This window comes from Salegentibacter sediminis (assembly GCF_002078605.1).
Taxonomy (GTDB): domain Bacteria; phylum Bacteroidota; class Bacteroidia; order Flavobacteriales; family Flavobacteriaceae; genus Salegentibacter; species Salegentibacter sediminis.
Genome location: NZ_MSJR01000007.1, coordinates 154,543 through 176,355, shown reverse-complemented (window position 1 = coordinate 176,355; position 21,813 = coordinate 154,543). Strand labels below are relative to the sequence as shown.

Here is a 21,813-nt window from a genome sequence, read left to right as displayed (position 1 = left end):
CCTTTTATAGGGGGACTGAAAAAATATAAAAATGAAAGAAGGTTTAGCAGGAAAAATATCCAGAGGTTTTTTAGACTCTAAACTCACCATCCTATTAATGATCGTATTTATGGTGATTGGGGTTTACAGTTCGTTTTTAATACCAAGGGAAGAAGAGCCCCAAATAGACGTGCCAATGGCCGATATTTTTGTAGGCTATCCCGGGGCAAGCCCGACCGAAATGGAATCGAGGGTAATAAAACCTTTAGAGAAAATCGTTTCCAACATAAAAGGGGTAGAGTATGTTTATTCTACTTCTATGCAGGAACAAGGGATGGTGATTGTACAATTTTATGTAGGAGAAGATATTGAAAGGTCTTACGTGAAACTCTACAATGAGATCATGAAGCATATAGACCAGATGCCTGAAGGGGTTACGCCACCTATGGTGAAAACGAGGTCTATAGACGATGTGCCCATGCTGGGATTAACGCTTTGGAGTGAAAACTACGATGATTACCAGCTGAGGCAAATTGCCAATGAAGTAAACCACGAAATAAGCAAAGTGACAGATGTTGCCGCAACCCATAAAATGGGGGGAAGGAACAGGGAGATTCGCGTGGTGATGGATAAAAATAAAATGGCTTCGGCAGGAGTTGATCTGTTAGGGATTAGCGAAAAGATAAAAGCCAATAATACCCAGATGAGCTCTGGGAGTTTTAATCGAAATGATACTGAATTCCTTGTAAACACCGGGAGTTTTTTACAAACCACAGATGATGTTGAAAATCTCATTGTAGGAATCAATCAAAATCAACCTGTTTATTTAAAGCAGGTGGCTCAGGTGCTGGATGGGCCCGAATTGCCTTCGGAATACGTTAATTTCGGGTTTGGACAGGCCGTTACTGCAATAGCTTCAGATTATCCTTCGGAATATCCGGCGGTAACCATTTCGGTTGCCAAAAGAAAAGGCGCCGATGCGATGAAGATTGCCGATTTGGTGCTGGAAAAAGTGGAACACCTAAAGACAACTATAATACCTTCAGATGTACACGTCGAGGTAACCCGTAATTACGGTGAGACCGCTTCGCATAAGGTTTCCGAATTATTACTGCACCTTATTGGAGCAATAATTGCAGTAACCATCGTGGTTATGTTGGCGATGGGCTGGCGCGGTGGTTTGGTAGTATTCCTTTCGGTGCCGGTAACTTTTGCCCTTACCTTGCTTAGTTACTACCTTTTGGATTATACCCTGAACCGTATTACTCTTTTTGCTTTGGTTTTCGTGACCGGGATTGTGGTTGATGACTCCATCATTATTGCTGAAAATATGCACCGGCATTTCAAGATGCGAAGGCTTCCCTTTAAACAGGCTGCTTTGTATGCGATCAACGAGGTAGGAAACCCAACCATTCTGGCGACCTTTACGGTGATTGCTTCGGTATTACCGATGGCTTTTGTAAGCGGACTGATGGGGCCTTACATGAGCCCGATGCCTATTGGGGCTTCTATCGCTATGATACTTTCTCTTTTTGTGGCGCTAACCATTACGCCATATCTGGGATATTTATTCCTTAGGGAAAAGGGAGATAAAAAAGGTGAAGCACCTACCGAAGGTAAACGGCTTGAGGATTCCAGTATTTATAAAATTTACAAAAGGCTGGAACAACCGCTTTTGGATAGTCCGGCGAAACGTTGGTCTGCCCTTGGTATTACTTCTGTTTTGCTTGTAGGTTCGGTATTGATGTTCTTTACGGAGACTGTATTAGTGAAAATGTTGCCCTTCGATAATAAGAACGAGTTTCAGGTGGTGATAGATATGCCTGAGGGAACCACCTTAGAACGAACCGCTGTAGTGACTAAAGAGATAGGTCAATATCTTTCTGGACGTCCTGAAGTAGTAAATTATCAGTCTTACGTGGGGACTTCGGCGCCTATAACCTTCAACGGATTGGTTCGTCATTATGATATGCGGGGAGCTTCTAATACCGCCGATATTCAGGTAAACATCACAGACCGAAGTGAGCGTAGTGCCCAAAGTCATGATATCGCAAAATTAGTGCGCCCGGATATTCAGAAGATCGCTTCAAAATATGATGCGAATGTTAAGATCGTGGAGGTTCCCCCAGGACCACCCGTACTTTCTACTATTGTTGCTGAAATCTATGGGCCGGATTATGAAAAGCAGATCGAGGTGGCTGGAGAAGTTCAGGATATATTGAACAACACCACCGATGTTGTAGATGTAGACTGGATGGTTGAAGCCGATCAAACAGAATTCGTTTACGAGATAGATCGTGAGAAGGCTATGCGATACGGAGTAGCTCCGCAGCAAATTGTTTTTACCTTGAACTCAGCCTTAGGTGATAATGCGGTAACACATCTGTACGATGAAGACGCTACTGAAAGAGTTGCGATTCAACTAGCCCTTGATGAACAGGAAAAAGCAAGTCCGGAGGCAATAGCCCAACTGGAGATAGTTTCTGCCCAGGGGAATATGGTGTCGGTTGGCGATCTGGTGAACATTAAAGAGAGCACCCTGGATAAAAGTATTTATCGCAAGAACCAGAAGCGTGTAGTTTATGTACTCGGAGATATGGCGGGAACCCTGGAAAGTCCTGTTTACGCTATTCTTGGTATGGAAGAAAAATTAAAAGAGATTCCATTGCCTGCAGGTTACACTATGAATGAACTGTATATAGAACAACCTGAAAAGGAGGATGATTATACGGTGAAATGGGATGGAGAATGGCAAATTACCCTGGAAGTTTTCCGGGACCTTGGAATTGCCTTTCTGGGAGTTATCATCATCATTTATATGCTGATCGTTGGCTGGTTCCAGGATTTTAAAACCCCAATTGTAATGATGGTGGCTATACCGCTCTCCATGGTAGGAATTGTGTTAGGGCACTGGATCATGGGAGCTTTCTTTACCGCAACCTCCTTTATCGGGATGATTGCCCTGGCGGGAATCATGGTGCGGAACTCCGTCCTGCTCATAGACTTTGTTAATTTAAGGTTAGAAGATGGAATTCCTCTTAAGCAGGCCATCATTGAAGCCGGTGCAGTGAGGACTACGCCAATCCTGTTAACTGCCGGGACGGTAGTAATTGGTGCCTTTGTGATTCTTTTCGACCCAATTTTCCAGGGTCTGGCAATTTCTCTAATGGGAGGAACCATTGGTTCTACTTTCCTTACTTTGCTGGTAGTTCCTGTTGTGTACTATTTGCTGGTAAGAAAGAAATATCCTGAAGATAAACAAACGGCCAGAAGAGCTAAGATCGAGGAAGATGAAACAAAGGAAATTGAAGGCTAATTGTCGTAAATTTAATTGGAAGATTAACCACAGTGTTTTTAAATACTGAAATAAACATAAACCGATGAAATTATTAATGGTAACTACAGTAGCCGAATATCAGAAAGGGGTGCTTAAACTCTTTAAAGAAGCAGGGATAGAAGCCTTCAGTACCTCTGAGATAGATGGCTATAAAAGTAACGATTCCCTAATCGCCACCCAAAGCTGGTTTCCCAGTGAAAAAGGAGGAAGTGAATCGCTATTGTATTTCTCTTTTACTAAAAATAAAAAGATAGACGAGTTTTTTAAGCTGGTTGAAGAATATAATAAACACCTGGAAACCGATAACCCTATACGGGTTGTTGTGTTGCCAGTAGAAAGAGCAATTTAGGAGGGATCCTGAATTTTGCAGGGAGGAGAATATGAAAGGAGTTAACATTAACTCCCAAATAATTTTTTCTCATATTAATTAGGTTTTTTAGGTTAGAGACCGCTCCCAGAAATGGGGGCGGTCTCGTTTTTTAAATCACTTTTTCAGCAATGGCAATTAAATTTTAACATTTTTATAGCCAGTTCTTTAAGTTTTCAATTTATCTTTGTTAACCAAATGGTTAAACCTTATAGTTAAAGAATGAAAGCTAAACACGAAAATACCGAGGCAGAGATCCTGGAGGCCGCGAAAAGTATCTTTCAACAGAAAGGAATGGCTGGAAGCAGGATGCAGGAGATTGCGGATAAAGCGGGAATTAACAAAGCGATGTTGCATTATTATTTCCGTAGCAAGCAGATGCTTTTTGAAGCCGTATTTAAAAATGCCTTTAAGCTTCTGGCTCCCCAGTTAAAGAAGATTTTGGATGAGGATACCGATCTTTTTGATAAGATAAGAGGTTTTTCAAACAGCTATATCTCCTTCGTGATAAAACATCCTTATCTCCCCAATTTTATAATACAGGAACTAAATAAAAACCCTGATTTTATTGATCGACTTAGAGCGGGTAAGGATTTTCCCAATATCAGGAAATTCAAACTACAGGTTGAAAACAATGTAGCCCGGGGCGTAATTAAACCTATTAGTGGAGAACAACTATTTATAAATATTATGTCTCTGAATATTCTTCCTTTTATCGCGAGTCCTTTGTTTAAAGGATTTCTCGATGCCAGCGATAAGGAATACCAGGCTCTCATGAAGCAACGGAAGACTGAAGTAGCCGAATTTATCATCAACTCCATAAGACTGTAGAAAATGAGATTTTTAAGTGTAATAATAATTTTTCTGCTCACTTTTTCTGTTGAAGCACAGCATATTCTTAGCCTAGAAGATAGTTATGAGTTAGCAGAAAAAAACTATCCCCTGGCCAGAAAAGTAGAGTTGTTAGGTGATAAAACCACAGCTGAAGTCGCAGAAATTCAAAAAGATAAGCTACCCAGGATAGACCTTAATGCCCAGGCGCATTACCAATCTGAGGTTATCTCTTTTCCGCTCCAGCTTCCTAACACCACCATGGAGGCACCAAATAAAGATCAATATAGAGCTAGTCTTGATGTTAACCAGTTAATTTATAAGGGCGGGAGTATAGATGCTAGGTTGGCATTAAAAGAAGCTGAATTAAAAGCCAGTCAGCAGGAGGTTGCTGTAGATTTATATCAGTTAAAAGGTCGGATAAATCAGTTATATTTTTCTGTGCTGCTATTACAGGAGCAGGAAATTCTTTTGTTATCTAAGCAGAAACAACTGCAGTCGCAAATTCAGGAGGTAGAAACCGGAGTGAAGTATGGCGCTTTGCTGGCATCTTCAGCAGATATCCTGAAGGCAGAGCTACTGAAGATCGATCAGCAGCTTGTCCAGGTGCGTGCCGATAAAAAGAAACTGCGTGAAAACCTGGCAACTTTGCTTTATACCGAAATAGATGAGAATGTCATTCTTGAAAAACCAGCCATTGGGGAGATAGAGTTCACCGGTAATAACCGGCCAGAATTGGAGCTGTTTGATCTGAAGAAACAGCAATTGGAAGCTTCAAAAGAAGTGATCTCAAAATCTACGGTTCCGAGTCTTTCGGGATTTGCCCAGGCAGGTTATGGAAATCCCGGATTAAATATGTTGGATAATTCTTTCCAGGATTTTTATATGGTGGGCTTAAGGGCTAGTTGGAATGTTTTTGATTGGGGGAAAAACAAAGAGGCTAAAAAGGCACTGGATATTTCCCAGGATATCATTGAAACCGAAAAAGAAAGCTTTGTGATTAACAACAATATAGAATTACAGGAAGCTGAAAATGAAATTTTAAAAATGAAGCAAACAATCGCTACAGATAATGAGATCCTGGCTATAAGAGAAAAAGTGATTAAAGCATCGGCATCACAATTGAAAAATGGAGTGATCACTTCTTCAGAATATCTCACCGAGTTTAATAAACTTTTTGAATCGAAAATTGATCAGAAAGTACACGAAATTCAGCTTGCTCTTGCCCGGGCGAATTTCAGGCTAGCAAAAGGCAATTAATAACTCAATTCAGAATCTATAAATAATGAAAAGAATAAGTATCATAATTACTCAGGTCTTGCTTTTTGGGGGGCTTGTTTCCTGCAGCGATGAGGAGAAAGCCGATGGTTACGGGAATTTTGAAGCCACCGAGATCACAGTCTCGGCCGAGGCAAACGGAAAGATAAAATACCTCAATCTGGAAGAAGGTATTCTCCTTGAAAAAGGAGAGTTAGTAGGGGTTATAGACACCTTGCAACTGCATTACAGTAAGAAACAACTTAGAGCTTCAAAAAGAGCTGTTTCTTCTAAATCGCGGAATGTTCTTTCCCAAATTGGAGTTTTGGAAGAGCAGCTCAAAACAGCTAAAAATGAGAAGGAGAGAATAAACAGGATGTATGAGGAAGAGGCAGCTACTAAGAGACAGTTGGATGAGGTTGAAGGAAGGGTTAATGTTTTGGAACAACAAATAAGAAGTGTGGAAACCCAGAATGCTCCTATTCTAAATGAACTGGAAACCCTGGATGTGCAAATTGCTAAAATCGAGGACCAGATAGAAAAAAGTAAAATTATAAATCCGGTGAAAGGAACGGTGCTTTCGAAATATGCTGAGCCTGGCGAGATTACCGCTTTTGGAAAGCCCATTTATAAAATCGCTGATCTGGACGAAATGACTTTACGGGTTTTTATAAGTGAGACTCAGCTTTCTGAAGTGAAAATAGGAGAGGAAGTGAATGTGAAGATAGATGCTGCTGAAGGTATGAAAACCTTCCAGGGAAAGGTGAGTTGGATATCCTCTTCGGCCGAATTTACTCCAAAAATCATTCAGACAAAAGAAGAACGGGTTAACCTGGTCTATGCGGTTAAAATTAAAGTGAAAAATGACGGTAGCCTAAAAATAGGGATGCCTGCCGAAATGTGGTTGGAATAAGGATCTACAATGAGTATCAGCATTAAAAATATCAGCAAATCCTATAAAAAGCTCAAAGCTCTTGACGATGTTTCCCTGGAGATAGAGCAAGGAGAACTTTTTGGTCTCATTGGTCCCGATGGGGCCGGGAAAACAACGCTTTTCAGGATTCTCACCACTTTGCTGTTTGCAGATGAGGGGACAGCGAGTGTGGCAGGATACGATGTAGTGAAGGAGTATAAAAGCATCCGCCGCTCGGTGGGTTATATGCCTGGGAAATTTTCTTTATATCAGGATTTAAGTGTAGAAGAAAATCTTAATTTTTTTGCAACCATTTTCGGGACGACTATAGAGGAGAATTATGACCTGATAAAGGATATATACTTACAAATAGAACCCTTTAAAGATAGAAGGGCAGGAAAGCTTTCAGGAGGAATGAAGCAGAAACTGGCCTTGAGCTGTGCTTTGATCCATAAACCGAAAGTGCTTTTTCTTGATGAACCTACGACAGGAGTAGATCCCGTTTCCCGAAAAGAATTTTGGGAAATGCTAAAGCGGCTACGGGAGAAAGGCATTAGCATTTTGGTTTCCACTCCTTATATGGATGAAGCTGCGCTTTGCGACAGGATTGCGTTAATCCAGGGAGGAAAAATATTAAGGGTGGATACTCCCGAAAATATTATTGAAAAACACCCAAAACAAATCTATAATGTTCGTTCCAGAGAGACTTACAGGTTAATTCAGGACCTTAAAGATTACCCGGGTAGTGAGAACGTCTTTGCTTTTGGGGAATTTATACATTTTACATCTTCAGAAGAAACATTTGAACCGCAGGAACTTCAGGAATATTTACTTGAAAAGAAACACGAAGAACTGGAGATCTACCCGGCTAATGCCAGTGTAGAAGACGTGTTTATGGATCTGGCTTCCTCTTCAGAAACTTAAGCAATGGAAAAGGAAAAAGTTGTAGAAGTAAACGAGCTCACAAAGAAATTTGGTGACTTCACTGCTGTGGATCATATATCTTTTGATGTTTATAAAGGAGAGATCTTTGGCTTTCTCGGCGCTAATGGAGCAGGCAAGACCACGGCTATGAAAATGCTTATTGGAATCTCTAATCCTACGTCGGGGGAGGCTAGAGTGAGCCATTTTGATGTACACCATCAGGCCGAGGAGGTTAAGAAAAATATCGGTTATATGAGTCAGAAATTCTCTATGTATGATGATCTAACGATCAGGGAGAATATTAAATTCTTTGGTGGGATTTATGGCTTAAGCAGGAAGCATATAAAAGAAAAGACAGCTAATTTGATTGAGGAATTGCAATTGCAGGAAGTAGCTGATTCTTTAGTGGGCTCCTTGCCTCTGGGCTGGAAGCAGAAACTTGCTTTTATGGTTTCCCTGTTGCACGAACCCAGAATAGTTTTTCTGGATGAGCCTACTGGCGGAGTAGATCCCATAACCCGCAGGCAGTTTTGGGAGCTAATTTATGCTGAAGCCAATAAAGGCACTACCATTTTTGTAACCACTCATTATATGGACGAAGCTGAATACTGTGACAGGGTATCCATTATGGTAGAAGGAAAAATAGAGGCCCTGGATACGCCTAAAAAACTTAAGCAAAGTTTTAAAACCGATTCTATGAACGGGGTCTTTCTCAAGCTGGCAAGAAACGTTGAATGAACCTAATTCGAACTTATAATGTTTAAAAGATTTAAGGGTTTTGTGAATAAAGAGTTCTATCACATTTTTCGTGATAAACGTTCTATGATCATACTTTTTGGAATGCCCATAGTGCAGATCCTGCTTTTTGGGTTCGCAATCACCAACGAAATAAATAATGTAGAAGTAGCGATTCTTGATAAGTCGGCTGATTCTGAAACTGAGGTTATCATCAACAAGATTAATGCTTCCCCTTATTTTAATATAGAAAGTGAAGTGCAAAGTGAAAAGGAGATCGGGGAGGTTTTCCGGAAGGGGAAAGTCAAGGCCGTGTTGGTTTTTGAAAAAGATTTTGCAAACAATCTTCAGGTTTTAAATCAGGCAAATGTACAGGTGATCACAGATGCTACCGATCCCAACACCGCCAACACTATAAGTAATTATGTTCAATCTATTCTTCAGCATCACAGTGAAGAAATTAATCTCCAAAATGAAGTTCCTTATAAGGTAGAAGTAAGATCACAGATGTTTTATAACCCTGAATTAAAGAGTGTATTCAACTTCGTTCCCGGGGTGATGACTGTGATCTTAATGCTGGTTTCAGCAATGATGACTTCAATTTCTATCACCCGGGAGAAGGAGCAGGGAACCATGGAAATTCTTCTGGTGTCACCTCTTAAACCAATTCAGGTAGTAGTTGGGAAGGTCTTCCCTTATATTTTTCTATCGGTTATCAATGCAGTAATTATTTTATTGCTTGGGTTCGTAGTATTCCAGGTGCCTGTGGAAGGCAGTCTTGTGCTCTTAGCTTTAGAAAGTGTTTTGTTTATCATTACAGCGCTAAGCCTTGGGGTTCTTATCTCCACCATTGCGGCAACTCAGCAAGCCGCTCTCATGATATCTCTGATGGGTTTAATGCTTCCGGTGATTCTATTATCAGGATTTATTTTTCCTATTTCGAGTATGCCTGTGCCGCTGCAGGTACTTAGTAATATTATTCCTGCGAAGTGGTTTATTATAATATTAAAGGGAATTATGCTCAAAGGGGTGGGAATTGCATTCTTGTGGAAAGAGACCCTTGTGCTTATCGCTATGGCCCTGGTTTTTATCGGAATAAGTGTGAAAAAGTATAAGATTAGACTGGAATAAAAAAGTCGAAGAGAGAAAATGAAAACCATAAAATACATAGTTCAGAAGGAGATTAAGCAGATCATGCGGAACAGGGGCATGTTACCTATTATTTTCGTAATGCCTCTATTGCAGCTAATTATCCTTTCAAATGCAGCTACCTTTGAAGTTAATAATATCCGAATTTCATATATAGACAATGACCAGACCTCGATCTCCCGGGAACTGATCAGTAAATTTGAAGCTTCTGAGTATTTTTCGGTCTCGGAGATGTACCGGTCTAAAAAAGACGCTGATGATGCTCTGAAAAAAGGAGAAATTGATGTAGTTCTTGATATTCCCCGATATTTTGAACGAGACCTTGTTAGGAATAAACATAATTCGTTGGCGGTGTATCTTAATGCTATTGATGGGGCCAAGGCTGGGGTGGAAAACGTATATCTTAACCAGGTCGTGAGGGATTTTAATAGAAAGATTTCCCTGGAAATAATTCAACCGGAGGATAAAATGCTAAAGCAAATGAATATTCTTAGCATTCCTTCTTTTTGGTACAATGAAACCCTCAATTACAAGACCTTTATGGTGCCAGGGATCCTGGTTTTATTGGTGACTATGCTTAGCCTTTTTCTTTCAGGGATGAATATCGTTAGGGAAAAGGAGATTGGTACTCTCGAGCAAATAAATGTGACGCCTATTAAAAAACACCAGTTTATCATTGGTAAATTATTTCCTTTCTGGGTGCTGGGAATGATAATTCTAACCGTGGGGCTTATAATCGCCAGGCTAATCTTTAATGTGCCTATTGTAGGTAATATTGGATTGATCTATTTGTTTACGGCGGTATATCTTCTTGTAATTCTTGGAATGGGGCTTTTTATCTCTAATTATACAGATACCCAGCAACAAGCAATGTTTATCGCATGGTTTTTTATGGTGGTGTTTATCCTGATGAGTGGTTTATTTACCCCTATTGAAAGTATGCCTGATTGGGCCCAGAAGATCACCCTGCTTAACCCCATACGATATTTTGTAGAAGTGATAAGGATGGTGATGCTTAAGGGATCGGGATTAGGGGATATTTTATGGCAATTTGGGGTGATGAGCTTTTTTGCTGTCGTTTTAAATGCCCTGGCGGTATGGAGTTACAGGAAAACAAACTAGATCCAGGAATTAGCTCTGAAAATTAATTAAGGACATTATGAAAAGAGTATTTTATTATATCACCCTGGGATTTTTTCTTGTCTTCGCCTTAATAAGCTTATACCTAAGTAGTAGTATAATCTTCGATTGGTTTGAAATGAGGGAAGCTCAGAGGGATTATGTGCTCTTTGTGGTATGGGTAAATTTTATCGCCTCTTTTCTTTATCTGGGTGCTCTTTACGGATTTTTCAGATATAAAAAGTGGACCTGGAAGATTCTTGGAGTGTCTGCACTCATGATTTTTGTAGCCTTTCTAGGTTTGCTTATTCATATAGATTCGGGTGGCGAATTTAAACTGGAAACTATTCGGGCGCTGGTATTGAGATTTTTTATTACTACTGTATTCGCAGTCTTTGCTTATTTTAAACTTGTAAAATGGAGAAAAACAATAAACTGATTTTGAAGTTAATTTTCGGCTTTTTCCTTTTGTTTTCGACTAGGGCAATTAGCCAGGAAACTCATTCTCTTAGTATAAAAGTTAGAAATCTTAGAAATTCTGACGGGAAAGTATTGTTTGCGCTTTATAATAAGGATGGGACGGTGCCGGATCAAAAACTGGAAAAGTATTTTAAAAAGATGGTGGGGGTAATTAATTCAGAATCGGCGGAGGTGACCTTTCATGACCTCCCCAAAGCCAGATATGCGGTATTTATCCTTCATGATGAAAATGAAAACGGCGAAATTGATAAAAGATTTCTTTTGCCGACAGAAGGAGTGGGGTATTCCAATTATAAGAGTCTGGGTTTAAGGAATCGTCCCAATTTTAAAGATGCCAGTTTTTTTCTGAAAGATGACTTTTCGACCGAAGTGAAAGTTATTTATAAATAAAACTGGAAGATAAAAGGTCTTTGATTTCTAAAGGCGGCGGGATTTTGAATGTAAATGTTTCTGAAATTTTTGAATTTTCTGGGATATTAATTGAGGGAATTTAGGTTAAGATTTTAATCGGAATAAAAACACTTCTTCTTAAAATTAAAAAAGCCCGAAAACACTGCGTGTATCGGGCTTTTAAGGTGGTGCCTCCAGGAATCGAACCAGGGACACAAGGATTTTCAGTCCTTTGCTCTACCAACTGAGCTAAGGCACCAGTTGCTTGTTTTAAGCGGTTGCAAATATAATTTCATTTTTATTAACCCACAAAGGATTTTTTAAAAAAATGCTTTTGTAATTTAGCGAATTCAAAAGAATACCAGTGAATTTAGTTGTAGATATAGGGAATACTTTGGTGAAAATGGCTGTGTTTCAAAATGCTAGCCTCCAGTATAAAATTGCCATTCCGGGAAAAGATTTTTTTCAAAAAACCGAAGAAATTTTTAAATCCTTTCCTCATATAAAGTATTCTATCCTCTCTTCGGTAATCAAAAACACCGAAAGGGAAGAGAATTTCCTCGAGGAACGCAGCGAACTTGTGATTTTGACGATGGATATTAAGCAGCCTTTCACCAATCATTACGCCACACCAACCACATTAGGAAAAGACAGGATCGCATTAATCGCTGCTGCGGTTAAGAATTATCCTGGTGAGAATGTGCTTGTAATCGATGCCGGAAGTTGCATTACTTACGATTTTAAAAACAAGAACGATGAGTATTTGGGTGGGGCTATCTCTCCCGGGCTCGCGATGAGGTTCAGGGCTATGCATGAATTTACCGGTAATTTGCCATTGGTTAAGGCCGTGGCAAACCCCGCAGCCACAGGGAATTCTACACAAAGCGCTATGAATTCAGGAGCGGTGAATGGAGTGCTTTTTGAAATCGATGGATTTATTAATTTGTATAAATCTGAAAATAAAGATTTAACAATTATTTTAACAGGTGGGGATATGCTATTTTTGTCAAAGCAATTAAAAAATAGCATATTTGCCAACTCTAATTTTCTATTTGAGGGTTTAAACTACATTTTAGAATTTAACAAGACTCAATGATTAAACGATTTATAGTAATCGTAGCTATATTAACTACGGCACTCGCCGCGGCACAGGAAAATATCTCTTCTCCTTATTCATATTACGGAATTGGTTTAACTAAGTTTAAAGGGACCATCGAAAACCGATCCATGGGCGGGTTGAGTGTGTTTTCAGATAGTATTCACCTCAATCTTAGCAATCCTGCCGGGTATGGGCGTTTAAGACGCACTACTTATTCTATAGCAGGAAGTCACGAACAGAGTAACCTGACGTCTGATATGGGAAGTGATAATGCCAAGATCACATCTCTGGATTATCTCGCTTTAGGTATTCCGGTTGGGAAATTTGGTTTTGGTTTCGGTCTCATTCCTCAAACTTCAGTTGGGTATCGTATTCTGGATTTTCAGGAGGAAGTAGCCAGCAGGCTTCAGGGGCGTGGAGGCCTTAATCGTGTCTACCTTTCTGGAGGATATGAAATAAATAAAAATTTCAGCATTGGAATGGATGCCCGCTATAACTTCGGAAATTTCCAGAATAGAAGAACCCTGATTAGGGAGGGAATACAATTGGGTAGCCGGGACATAAGCCGGTCAGATCTTAAAGGTTTGAGTTTTAATTTTGGTGCTGATTTCCAGACCAGGATGGCAAACGGACTCAAAATGCACGCATCAGCTACGTATTCTCCGGAAACCAGTCTAACTTCAGAAAATGAAAGAGAAGTTGCGACAATCGCCTTTACACAAAACGGAGAAATACCGGTAGAAGTTAGGGATCTGGAGGTGCCTGATTCAGAATATAATCTCGCAGAACAATTCACAATAGGTGCGGGCCTTGGTCGTCCCAATAAATGGTTCTTTGGTGGGGAATATGTTAAAACGGGACGTAATGCTTATCTTGACCGAACCAACACCCTAAATGAAGCCGCGGTGTATAATGATGCTGCACAATACAGGTTGGGTGGGTACTATATTCCTCAATACAACTCCTTAACCAGTTATTTTAAAAGAGTGGTGATAAGAGGAGGTTTTAGATATGAAGAAACCGGACTGAGCCTCAATAATGAGGACATTGATGAGTTTGGCATCACTTTTGGATTAGGATTGCCTATAGGACCAGGATTCTCTAATATCAACCTTGGATTCGAGTATGGACAGCGCGGTACGACAGATTCGGGATTGGTGCAAGAGGATATTTTTAAGGTTTCAGTGGGTTTTTCCCTCACAGAAGCAAGAAAATGGTTTGAAAGAAGAAAATTTGATTAACCACTATAACTCAAGAAAATGAAAGCGAAGTTAATAGCATTAGTATTTGGAGCCGTATTCGGTTCAAGTGTAGTAAACGCACAGTCCAATGATTGTGCGACTATGGCGGCATTGGCCTACGACGATGCAAAAGCAAAAAATTATGATAAAGCCTACGAACCTTTAATGAAGGTGAGAAAGGAATGTCCAAAATATAGCCTGGCCACTTTCCAGTATGGAGAGAGAGCCCTTAAGTATAAAATTGATAATGCTGAAGGTGAAGAAAAAGAGGATTATATTGAAGAACTTATCGGTCTTTGGGAAGAACGATTAGAGCTTTTTCCTCAAAAAACTTCAAAGGGTAAAGTTTACGGCGATATCGCTCAGCTTAGATTCGATTATAAAATAGGCGATAAAGAAGATCAATATGAAGCTTTTGATAAGGCTTTTACCGAAGATCCTGAAAACTTTACCAGTCCTAAAGGAATCTACGCCTACTTCTCACTTCTTGTAGATATGCAGGATGAGGGAGAACGTTCTCTTGAAGATGTATTCGCAAAGTATGATGATGTTATTGCTAAAGTAGAATCTGAAGAAAATGCATTGGCAGAAAGACTGGCTCCGCTTTTAGAGAAGCAGGAACAAGCCGAAACCCTTTCTGCTAAAGAGAAAACTCTCGTGAAAAATTCAGAGATTAATCTTAAAGCATACAACCAGGTAAAGAATGCTATTAATGGTAAATTAGGACAAAGAGCAGATTGTGATAACCTGATCCCTCTTTATACTAAAGATTTTGATAGTAAGAAAACAGATGTTGATTGGTTAAGGAATGCCAACGCACGACTTTCGGCTAAAGATTGTACCGAAGACCCGTTGTTTATGAAGGTTTCTGAGGCGCTTCACCAACTTGATCCTTCTGCAAATTCAGCATTCTCTTTAGGACAATTAGCTGAAGCTGAAGGAGACAGATCTAAAGCTCTTCAGTATTATAATGAAGCAGCCGAACTTGAAACAGACAACTCAGCGAAAGCAAGAATATATTACAGAATCGCTGGAAACTATAAAGACAGGGGGAGTTTTTCTCAGGCCAGAAATTTCTATAGAAAAGCCGTTAGTGCCAGGCCATCTTTAGGTAGCGCTTACTTGCAGATTGCCAGTATGTATGCACAGAGTGCCAACAGTTGTGGAAACACTACTTTTGAAAAAAGAGCTGTTTACTGGGCTGCTGCAGACTATGCAAGAAGAGCTGCTAGTGTAGATCCTTCTATTGCAAGCAATGCAAGACAGGCTGCCAGCAGCTATATGGGAAGAGCACCACAAAAATCTGATATCTTCCAGGAAGGTAGAAATGCCGGAGAGGCAATTCAGATAGGTTGCTGGATAGGCGAGACAGTTCGCATCCCTAATTTGTAAAATGAAAATCACATATAACCAAATACTTTCTGGCATTGTCACGCTATTGGGCGTGACAATGCTTTTTTCATGTCAGGGCAACCTAAGTGAGATCAGGGCCCTGGATCTTGAAGGCGATGCGCCTCAGGCCGAAGCCCTGGACCTAAATCTTAAATACACCGATTCCGGCCGGCTGGTAGCTACCCTAAAGAGTGAGCGCATGCTTGATTTTACCAATAAAAATTTCCCTTACCGGGAATTTCCCGATGGCCTTGAGGTGGAATTCTTCGATCCAGAGAATAAAAGCAGTACTGTTAGCGCAAATTACGGGGTGGTCTATGAGAAAACCGGTCTTATAGATTTACAGGGAGATGTAGTGATTTATACCAGTGATAGTACACGTTTAGAAGCTGAACAACTATATTGGGATCAAAATCAGGGATGGGTTTTTACAGATAGACCTAATAAAATACGCTTCCCTAATGGAGCGCTAAACGAAGGACAGGGTTTTGATTCTAATCAAAATTTCGGTAATTTTCGTTCCCGAACCAACGTAGGGGTTCAAATTATAGAAGACAAAGAAGATGAGTAAATATTATAAGTTTTTTGAGTATGCTTACCTTGTAATCGGGGCATTTTTCCTTTTTGAAAGTATCAGAATTTGGGATGCCGAACGGGGCAGGGCCTACCTTTTTATCTTTTTTGTAGTGATATCTATATTTATGTTCTTCTTTAAGAGGCGTTTTAGGCGTAAGTTTGAAGAGCGCAACAAATAACTCCGATGCAAAGCGAGATATTGATAATTATTCTTTCCCTGATCTTTTCAGCATTTTTTTCTGGGATGGAGATTGCTTACGTTTCTTCCAACAAGATCTACATTGAGATTGAAAAACGCCAGAATGACCTTCTCGCCAATGTGTTAGGAAGACTCACTAAGAAGCCCTCCAAGTTTATTGCCACCATGTTGGTGGGTAATAACATTGCCCTTGTGGTTTACGGGTTCTTTATGGGCGATCTCATTATGAGCTGGCTAAACGGGCTTCAACCTATAGAAAGCGGGTTTATTGAATACCTGATAACTGACCTTAGCCTGCTCACCCAAACAGTTATTTCAACTTTGGTGATTCTCTTTACCGCCGAATTCCTTCCCAAAGTTTTTTTTCAGATCTATGCGAATTCGATGCTGAAATTTTTCGCCATACCCGCATATTTTTTCTACATCCTCTTCACATTTATTTCTGATTTTGTTATCTGGATCTCAGATTTTGTGCTGAAGAAATTTTTTAAAACCGAAGGCGACGAAGTACAGCTGGCCTTCAGTAAAATTGACCTGGGAAACTTCATCAATGAGCAGATGGAAACTGTGGAAAACGATGAAGATGTAGATACCGAAATACAAATTTTTCAGAATGCGCTTGAATTTTCAGATATAAAGGCCCGGGAGGTTATGATTCCAAGAACCGAAATAATTGCTGTAGATAAAACGAAGGCCCCCAAAGATCTTATTGAAACCTTTACCGAAACGGGATTGTCTAAAATTCTCGTGTATAACGAAACTATAGATGATATTATAGGTTATATTCATAGTTTTGAATTATTCAAAAGGCCAAAATCATTAAAGTCTATATTGCTGCCGGTAGTTTTTGTGCCCGAAACCATGTGGGTGAAGGATGTGCTGAATATCCTGATAAAAAAACGTAAAAGCATCGCGGTGGTGATTGATGAGTACGGCGGTACCAGCGGAATGATAACCGTAGAAGACATTGTTGAAGAACTCTTTGGTGAAATAGAAGACGAACATGATTCGCCGGTACTCATTGAAGAGCGCTTAGATGAAAATCATTATTTATTCTCTGCACGGCTGGAGGTAGATTATCTTAATGAAACCTATAAAATCAATATTCCTGAAGGTGAAAACTATGAAACCCTGGGTGGTTTTATCGTGAACCATACCGAAGAAATCCCCCAGCAGGGCGAGCTGGTTTCTATAGAAGACTTCGAATTTGAAATCAAAGAAGTTTCCAATACTAAAATAGAATTGGTGGAACTAAAAATAAAACCCGCAGATTAAATCCGGGATCGTTAATATTTTGCTAATTATAAGTTTCATAATTAGCTTAAAAACGCTATTTTCGCCCACTATATTCCGATAAATAATAACTACAAATGGCAGTATTAAATAAAATCAGACAGCGTTCTGTTTTCTTGATCATTATCATTGCTTTGGCTCTTTTTTCTTTCGTGTTAGCCGATGTAATCCGTAACGGAGGTTTTTCTTCCGCTAAATCTCAAAATGTTATCGCAACCGTAAATGGGGAAGAAATAGATAGGGAAGAATTTGCCCGAAATGTTGAAAACTTCCAGCGCAATATGGGGGCAAATGCGAGTACAACACAGGCCGTTAACCAGATTTGGGAAACCAAATTGCGGGAGATTATCATTGATGAAGAACTTGAAGAATTAGGGGTGAGAGCCGAGCAGGCACAAATCAAGGAAATGATGCAGGCCCAAATGGGGAATAATCCAAATTTCACCAATGAAGCGGGAATGTTTGATGAAAACAGAGTTCGGGAATATGTGGCTACTATGAAGGCGACTTCACCGGAAGCCTATCGCCAGTGGCTGGATTTTGAAAACAGCCTTGGAAGTTCTGCCCGTGAAAATATATATTTCTCTATGGTAGCAGCCGGGGTTGGTGCAACCTTAACTGAGGGAGAGCAGGCCTACCGATTTGAGAATGATAATATAGATATGAAATTCGTTCAGATCCCTTATACTTCAGTTTCAGATGATGAAGTGGAAGTAAGTAAAGAGGAAATCAGAGATTATATCAAGAAGAATCCGGCCAAATTTGAAACTGAAGCCTCCAGAAACATTCAGTATGTGTTTTTTGAAGAAGTTGCTTCAGAAGAAGATCGTAAGGAGGCAAAAGAATCTCTTACCGCCTTAATGCAAACCAGGGTGGAATATAATTCTGCTGCTCAGGCCAATGATACCTTACCAGGTTTCAACGATACTACAGATTATGAGGAATTTGTTAATTCAAACTCTGATCTTCCTTACCAGGATAGATATATGTTCAAAAATGATCTTCCATCCGATCTTCGGGATGAGCTTTTTAACCTTGAAGTTGGAGAAAGCTTCGGGCCATACGAGCACGACGGATATTTTAAGATCAGTAAGATGGTAGATGCCAAACAAATTGCAGATTCTGCAAAAGCCAGCCATATTTTGGTGTCGTACCAGGGGCTTCAGTTTGCACCTAACGTGACCAGAAGTAAAGAGGAGGCTAAACAATTGGCCGATAGTATTGCAAATGTAGTGCGTGCAGACAAGTCTCAATTTGCCGCTTTAGCTGCCCAGTACTCCTCAGACGAATCCAACAAAGCCGACGGGGGAGACCTTGGGTATTTTGGTCCTGGTGATATGGTGCCAGAATTTGATTCTTATATTTTTTATAATAATGCCGGTGATATAGGGGTTATAGAAACCGATTTTGGTTATCACGTTATTCATATTGAAGAGCAAAGCGACAGAGAAAGAGCGGTGAAAATTGCTACCATAGCTCGTGAAATTGAACCTTCTGAACGTTCAAGGAACAACCTTTTTAATGAAGTAACTAAATTTGAAATTGCTGCACGTGAGGGTGATTTTTCTGAACAGGTAAAATCAGAAAATCTTGAGCTTAGAACGGTGAGAGATGTTAAAGCGCTTGAGGAAAACATCCCTGGTTTAGGCAACCAAAGAAGGATTGTGCAGTGGGCTTTTGAAGACGAGGCAAAAGTTGGTGATGTAAAAAGATTTGATACTTCTCAGGGGTACGTTGTAGCTCAGCTTACCGCTAAAAGGGATGCCGGACTTATGAGCGCTGAAAATGCATCATCTGAAGTAATCCCAATTCTTACCAAGCAAAAGAAAGCGGAGATTATCAAAAACAAAATAAGTGGGAATAGCCTTGAAGAGATCGCAGCTGCTCAAAACAGCAGTGTTCAGTCTGCCAACGCTATCAACCTGAATAGTCCAACTCTGCCGGGTGCCGGAAGCGAGCCTTCAGTGGTAGGTTCGGTTTTTGCTATGGAACCTGGACAGGTAAGCAAGCCCATTACAGGAGAAAAAGGAGTGTATGTAGTGGAATTGCTTAGCAGAAATGAAGCTCCAGCTATGGAGTCTTATAAGAGTTTTGCAGATCAGGAAACCGCGAAACGACGTCAGGCTGCAGCTCAGCGTGCTTTTGAAGCGCTAAAGGAAAAGGCTGAAATCGAAGATAACAGAGCCAGGTTCTATTAGGTTATTGAGCTGAAAAAATAAAAAGTATTAAAACGCCTCCTTGCCGGGAGGCGTTTTTTATAATACCATATTGCTAAAAGGGATAATGGTTTGGTAGTTTTTATCCCTGAAATATTGTTGGTCTTCCTTAGAGCCTGTGGCAAGAATAAAATCGCCGCCCCAGGCCCCAAGGCTTTTTATGCTTCCGGAGAAATCGGGGAATAGCCTGGTTTTAATTTTTGGCTGGTTGATCGCTTTTGAGATCAGGGTTTCGTGAAGATCCATTAAAAGTCGGAATTTAGACAGGCTTTCACATTGAAGAAATTGTTCTGTAAGTCCGGATATTTTCTCTGTAAGAACACCGATATTCTCTTGGGGTTGACTGCGATAATGAGCAATAGCTTCCCGGCTATTCTGTTTTTGATTGAGGTAAACGAAAAAAAGTTGTTCCCGGAATTGCGGGTCAAATTGGCTTTTTAAAACCGAGGCCTGGCCTTGTATTAATTGATAGGTAAATGCAGAATCCTGTTGTGCTGCGGCGATATCATAACCGCTTCCTCCAAATGTTTTTTCAAGTAGTTTATAGGCATCAATATCCAGCCAGCTTGCGATATTATTTATTAAAGTAGAGGAGCTGCCTAAACCCCAATTTCGATTAAACTCGAGTTTTGTTGTGATTTGGAAACCCTTGTATTCAGAAAAGAATTCAGGATTAAGATCTCTGGCCGCATTTAGGATTTCGAGCAAACGGGTATTAGTATGATCTGGCTTGGTATTTCCTTCCTTAAGTAAAAATTGATCTTTTTTAAAAATAAAATCACCTTCAAACCATTTTTCTCCATTTTCATCAAGGCTTGTCCAGGAAATTCCGGGTTTGTCTGTGTTGTTCACCTGCATTTCCTGGCCGTATTTGGTAGGTAAAGCCAAGGCTTTAGCTCCATCCAAAACGGCATATTCGCCCGTGATCAACAATTTTCCGTGGCTGTAAAATGTTTTCATTGCCGGCGTATTTTTTCAAGTTGTTCAATAACACTGCTATGGGTTACCGTGTGGTGTTTAAAGTAATCGGTTAAGCTAAGTTTCTCTTCCCGCGTGGCGTTTTGTTGGTTTAGAATGTTCATTAGGTGCATTTTCATATGTCCCTGCTGAATTCCGGTGGTGATGAGGGAACGAACTGCAGCAAAATTCTGCGCCAGTCCGGTAACAGCTACAATTTTCATGAGTTTCTTTGCTGAAGGTTGCTGCAGGATGTCCAGTGCTAATTTTACTAATGGATGCAGGCTTGTTAGTCCGCCAACGGTTCCCAGGGCCAGGGGGATTTCCATCCAGAAGGTGAATTGTCCGTTTTCTACTTTAGCATGGGAGAGGCTCGTGTAGTTTCCGCTTTTAGAAGCGAAAGCGTGTATACCGGCTTCCACCGCCCTAAAATCATTTCCTGTGGCCAACACTACTGCGTCAATGCCATTCATAATGCCTTTATTATGTGTCACCGCCCTGTAAGGTTCTACTTCTGCAATTTTTATGGCCTGAATAAATTTTTCGGCAAATTCCTGGCCACTCATTTTGTCGTCTTCAGAAAGCTCTTCTACAGGACAGGTAACTTCGGCTCTCACTATACAATGGGGCACATAATTGGAAAGAATGCTCATTATGATCTGAATTTCTTTTTCTTCTTCAGAAAAAGATTCAAACGCTTTGGCCTCCTCCTGGAAAACATCGGCAAACTTTTCAAGACAGGAATTAATGAAATTCGCACCCATCGAATCCTGGGTGTCAAAAGTGCAATGCAACTGAAAATAGTTGTTTAAGCTTTCGGTTTTATCTTTAAGTTCAATATTTAATACACCGCCCCCACGCTTTTCCATATTTTTGGTAATGGGCTTAACTGCTTCTATCATTTTCGGTTTTACTTCTTCGAAAAAACCGCTAAGTTTCTGTGGGTCACCTGTGTAGTGGAAATGCACCTGTCCGATTTTTTGGGTGTCGATCACTTCAGCCTTAAAACCACCACGTGACCTCCAGAATTTCGCTGCTTTACTCGCGGCAGCGATTACCGAACTTTCTTCAATAGCCATGGGCAGGGCCAAAAGTTCGTTGTTAATAAGGAAATTTGGAGCCAGGCCAAACGGGAGATAGAAGTTCGACAGGGTATTTTCGGTAAATTCGTCGTGGAGTTGTTGCAGCCGGGAATCTTCATTCCAGTATTGCCTAAGTATGCGTACATCTTCAGGTTGATCCTTGAGATAAGTTTCAGCAAGCCAGTCTATTTTTTCCTTTTTCGTTAATTTGGAAAAACCACTAATGGGTGAGATCATAATTCATTTTATTTTCGAATTGCAAAGATACAAAGCTTAG

General features: G+C 40.3%; 19 protein-coding genes and 1 tRNA gene. 17 read left to right on the top strand and 3 right to left on the bottom strand.

Going from position 1 to position 21,813, the window contains the following annotated elements:
• The first annotated feature begins 31 nt into the window (after positions 1–31).
• From BUW93_RS11575 to BUW93_RS11525, 11 genes are all read left to right on the top strand, one after another.
• Positions 32–3,295 (top strand): efflux RND transporter permease subunit, encoded by a 3,264-nt coding sequence (locus tag BUW93_RS11575; protein ID WP_081211856.1) that lies wholly within the window; start codon positions 32–34, stop codon positions 3,293–3,295.
• A 64-nt stretch (positions 3,296–3,359) separates the two neighbouring features.
• Entirely contained in the window at positions 3,360–3,665 is a 306-nt protein-coding gene (locus tag BUW93_RS11570; RefSeq protein WP_081211855.1) for a hypothetical protein, read from the top strand.
• Positions 3,666–3,905: 240 nt separating this feature from the next.
• Entirely contained in the window at positions 3,906–4,514 is a 609-nt protein-coding gene (locus BUW93_RS11565) for a TetR/AcrR family transcriptional regulator (RefSeq protein ID WP_081211854.1), read from the top strand.
• Positions 4,515–4,517: 3 nt separating this feature from the next.
• Positions 4,518–5,774, top strand: a complete 1,257-nt coding sequence (locus tag BUW93_RS11560; protein ID WP_081211853.1) for a TolC family protein — start codon at positions 4,518–4,520, stop codon at positions 5,772–5,774.
• Between the two features lie 25 nt (positions 5,775–5,799).
• Positions 5,800–6,684 carry an HlyD family secretion protein gene (locus BUW93_RS11555; RefSeq protein ID WP_081211852.1) on the top strand — a complete coding sequence of 295 codons (885 nt, stop codon included), beginning with the start codon at positions 5,800–5,802 and terminating at the stop codon, positions 6,682–6,684.
• 9 nt (positions 6,685–6,693) lie between these two features.
• Positions 6,694–7,608, top strand: coding sequence for an ABC transporter ATP-binding protein (locus BUW93_RS11550; protein ID WP_081211851.1), 915 nt, complete (start codon positions 6,694–6,696; stop codon positions 7,606–7,608).
• Positions 7,609–7,611: 3 nt separating this feature from the next.
• Complete coding sequence (locus BUW93_RS11545; RefSeq protein ID WP_081211850.1) at positions 7,612–8,346, top strand: ABC transporter ATP-binding protein; 735 nt, start codon at positions 7,612–7,614, stop codon at positions 8,344–8,346.
• A gap of 18 nt (positions 8,347–8,364) precedes the next feature.
• On the top strand, positions 8,365–9,474 hold the full coding sequence (locus tag BUW93_RS11540; RefSeq protein WP_081211849.1) for an ABC transporter permease: 1,110 nt from the start codon (positions 8,365–8,367) through the stop codon (positions 9,472–9,474).
• Between the two features lie 18 nt (positions 9,475–9,492).
• Positions 9,493–10,614 (top strand): ABC transporter permease, encoded by a 1,122-nt coding sequence (locus tag BUW93_RS11535; RefSeq protein WP_081211848.1) that lies wholly within the window; start codon positions 9,493–9,495, stop codon positions 10,612–10,614.
• Between the two features lie 37 nt (positions 10,615–10,651).
• The gene (locus BUW93_RS11530; protein WP_081211847.1) at positions 10,652–11,050 is read left to right on the top strand and encodes a hypothetical protein; all 399 of its coding nucleotides are present in this window, start codon (positions 10,652–10,654) and stop codon (positions 11,048–11,050) included.
• A 2-nt stretch (positions 11,051–11,052) separates the two neighbouring features.
• Complete coding sequence (locus BUW93_RS11525) at positions 11,053–11,481, top strand: DUF2141 domain-containing protein (RefSeq protein ID WP_232778353.1); 429 nt, start codon at positions 11,053–11,055, stop codon at positions 11,479–11,481.
• A 186-nt stretch (positions 11,482–11,667) separates the two neighbouring features.
• Here BUW93_RS11525 and BUW93_RS11520 read toward each other — a convergent pair.
• Positions 11,668–11,740: transfer RNA gene (locus BUW93_RS11520), tRNA-Phe, on the bottom strand.
• Between the two features lie 105 nt (positions 11,741–11,845).
• On the opposite strand from BUW93_RS11520, the gene BUW93_RS11515 reads away from it, so the two are divergent.
• The 6 genes from BUW93_RS11515 (at position 11,846) to BUW93_RS11485 (ending at position 19,479) form a co-directional block, all read left to right on the top strand.
• On the top strand, positions 11,846–12,577 hold the full coding sequence (locus BUW93_RS11515; RefSeq protein ID WP_081211845.1) for a type III pantothenate kinase: 732 nt from the start codon (positions 11,846–11,848) through the stop codon (positions 12,575–12,577).
• Positions 12,574–13,821 carry a porin family protein gene (locus BUW93_RS11510; protein ID WP_081211844.1) on the top strand — a complete coding sequence of 416 codons (1,248 nt, stop codon included), beginning with the start codon at positions 12,574–12,576 and terminating at the stop codon, positions 13,819–13,821. The genes BUW93_RS11515 and BUW93_RS11510 overlap by 4 nt, the downstream gene beginning before the upstream one ends.
• A gap of 18 nt (positions 13,822–13,839) precedes the next feature.
• Positions 13,840–15,213: a hypothetical protein gene (locus BUW93_RS11505; protein WP_081211843.1), complete on the top strand. Its 1,374-nt coding sequence runs from the start codon at positions 13,840–13,842 to the stop codon at positions 15,211–15,213.
• Between the two features lies 1 nt (position 15,214).
• The gene (lptC, locus tag BUW93_RS11500; protein ID WP_081211842.1) at positions 15,215–15,784 is read left to right on the top strand and encodes an LPS export ABC transporter periplasmic protein LptC; all 570 of its coding nucleotides are present in this window, start codon (positions 15,215–15,217) and stop codon (positions 15,782–15,784) included.
• Positions 15,785–15,973: 189 nt separating this feature from the next.
• Positions 15,974–17,263: a hemolysin family protein gene (locus BUW93_RS11490; protein WP_081211840.1), complete on the top strand. Its 1,290-nt coding sequence runs from the start codon at positions 15,974–15,976 to the stop codon at positions 17,261–17,263.
• Positions 17,264–17,358: 95 nt separating this feature from the next.
• Positions 17,359–19,479, top strand: a complete 2,121-nt coding sequence (locus tag BUW93_RS11485; protein ID WP_081211839.1) for a peptidylprolyl isomerase — start codon at positions 17,359–17,361, stop codon at positions 19,477–19,479.
• A 57-nt stretch (positions 19,480–19,536) separates the two neighbouring features.
• Here BUW93_RS11485 and BUW93_RS11480 read toward each other — a convergent pair whose 3' ends face one another.
• Entirely contained in the window at positions 19,537–20,457 is a 921-nt protein-coding gene (locus tag BUW93_RS11480; protein ID WP_081211838.1) for a GYDIA family GHMP kinase, read from the bottom strand.
• On the bottom strand, positions 20,454–21,773 hold the full coding sequence (locus BUW93_RS11475) for a hydroxymethylglutaryl-CoA reductase, degradative (protein WP_081211837.1): 1,320 nt from the start codon (positions 21,771–21,773) through the stop codon (positions 20,454–20,456). The genes BUW93_RS11480 and BUW93_RS11475 overlap by 4 nt, the downstream gene beginning before the upstream one ends.
• Between the last annotated feature and the right edge of the window lie 40 nt (positions 21,774–21,813).

Coding starts and splice junctions, on each gene's coding strand:
- BUW93_RS11575 (WP_081211856.1), top strand. CDS start 32: ATGAAAGAAGGTTTAGCAGGAAAAATATCCAGAGGTTTTTTAGACTCT.
- BUW93_RS11570 (WP_081211855.1), top strand. CDS start 3,360: ATGAAATTATTAATGGTAACTACAGTAGCCGAATATCAGAAAGGGGTG.
- BUW93_RS11565 (WP_081211854.1), top strand. CDS start 3,906: ATGAAAGCTAAACACGAAAATACCGAGGCAGAGATCCTGGAGGCCGCG.
- BUW93_RS11560 (WP_081211853.1), top strand. CDS start 4,518: ATGAGATTTTTAAGTGTAATAATAATTTTTCTGCTCACTTTTTCTGTT.
- BUW93_RS11555 (WP_081211852.1), top strand. CDS start 5,800: ATGAAAAGAATAAGTATCATAATTACTCAGGTCTTGCTTTTTGGGGGG.
- BUW93_RS11550 (WP_081211851.1), top strand. CDS start 6,694: ATGAGTATCAGCATTAAAAATATCAGCAAATCCTATAAAAAGCTCAAA.
- BUW93_RS11545 (WP_081211850.1), top strand. CDS start 7,612: ATGGAAAAGGAAAAAGTTGTAGAAGTAAACGAGCTCACAAAGAAATTT.
- BUW93_RS11540 (WP_081211849.1), top strand. CDS start 8,365: ATGTTTAAAAGATTTAAGGGTTTTGTGAATAAAGAGTTCTATCACATT.
- BUW93_RS11535 (WP_081211848.1), top strand. CDS start 9,493: ATGAAAACCATAAAATACATAGTTCAGAAGGAGATTAAGCAGATCATG.
- BUW93_RS11530 (WP_081211847.1), top strand. CDS start 10,652: ATGAAAAGAGTATTTTATTATATCACCCTGGGATTTTTTCTTGTCTTC.
- BUW93_RS11510 (WP_081211844.1), top strand. CDS start 12,574: ATGATTAAACGATTTATAGTAATCGTAGCTATATTAACTACGGCACTC.
- BUW93_RS11505 (WP_081211843.1), top strand. CDS start 13,840: ATGAAAGCGAAGTTAATAGCATTAGTATTTGGAGCCGTATTCGGTTCA.
- lptC (WP_081211842.1), top strand. CDS start 15,215: ATGAAAATCACATATAACCAAATACTTTCTGGCATTGTCACGCTATTG.
- BUW93_RS11490 (WP_081211840.1), top strand. CDS start 15,974: ATGCAAAGCGAGATATTGATAATTATTCTTTCCCTGATCTTTTCAGCA.
- BUW93_RS11485 (WP_081211839.1), top strand. CDS start 17,359: ATGGCAGTATTAAATAAAATCAGACAGCGTTCTGTTTTCTTGATCATT.
- BUW93_RS11480 (WP_081211838.1), bottom strand. CDS start 20,457: ATGAAAACATTTTACAGCCACGGAAAATTGTTGATCACGGGCGAATAT.
- BUW93_RS11475 (WP_081211837.1), bottom strand. CDS start 21,773: ATGATCTCACCCATTAGTGGTTTTTCCAAATTAACGAAAAAGGAAAAA.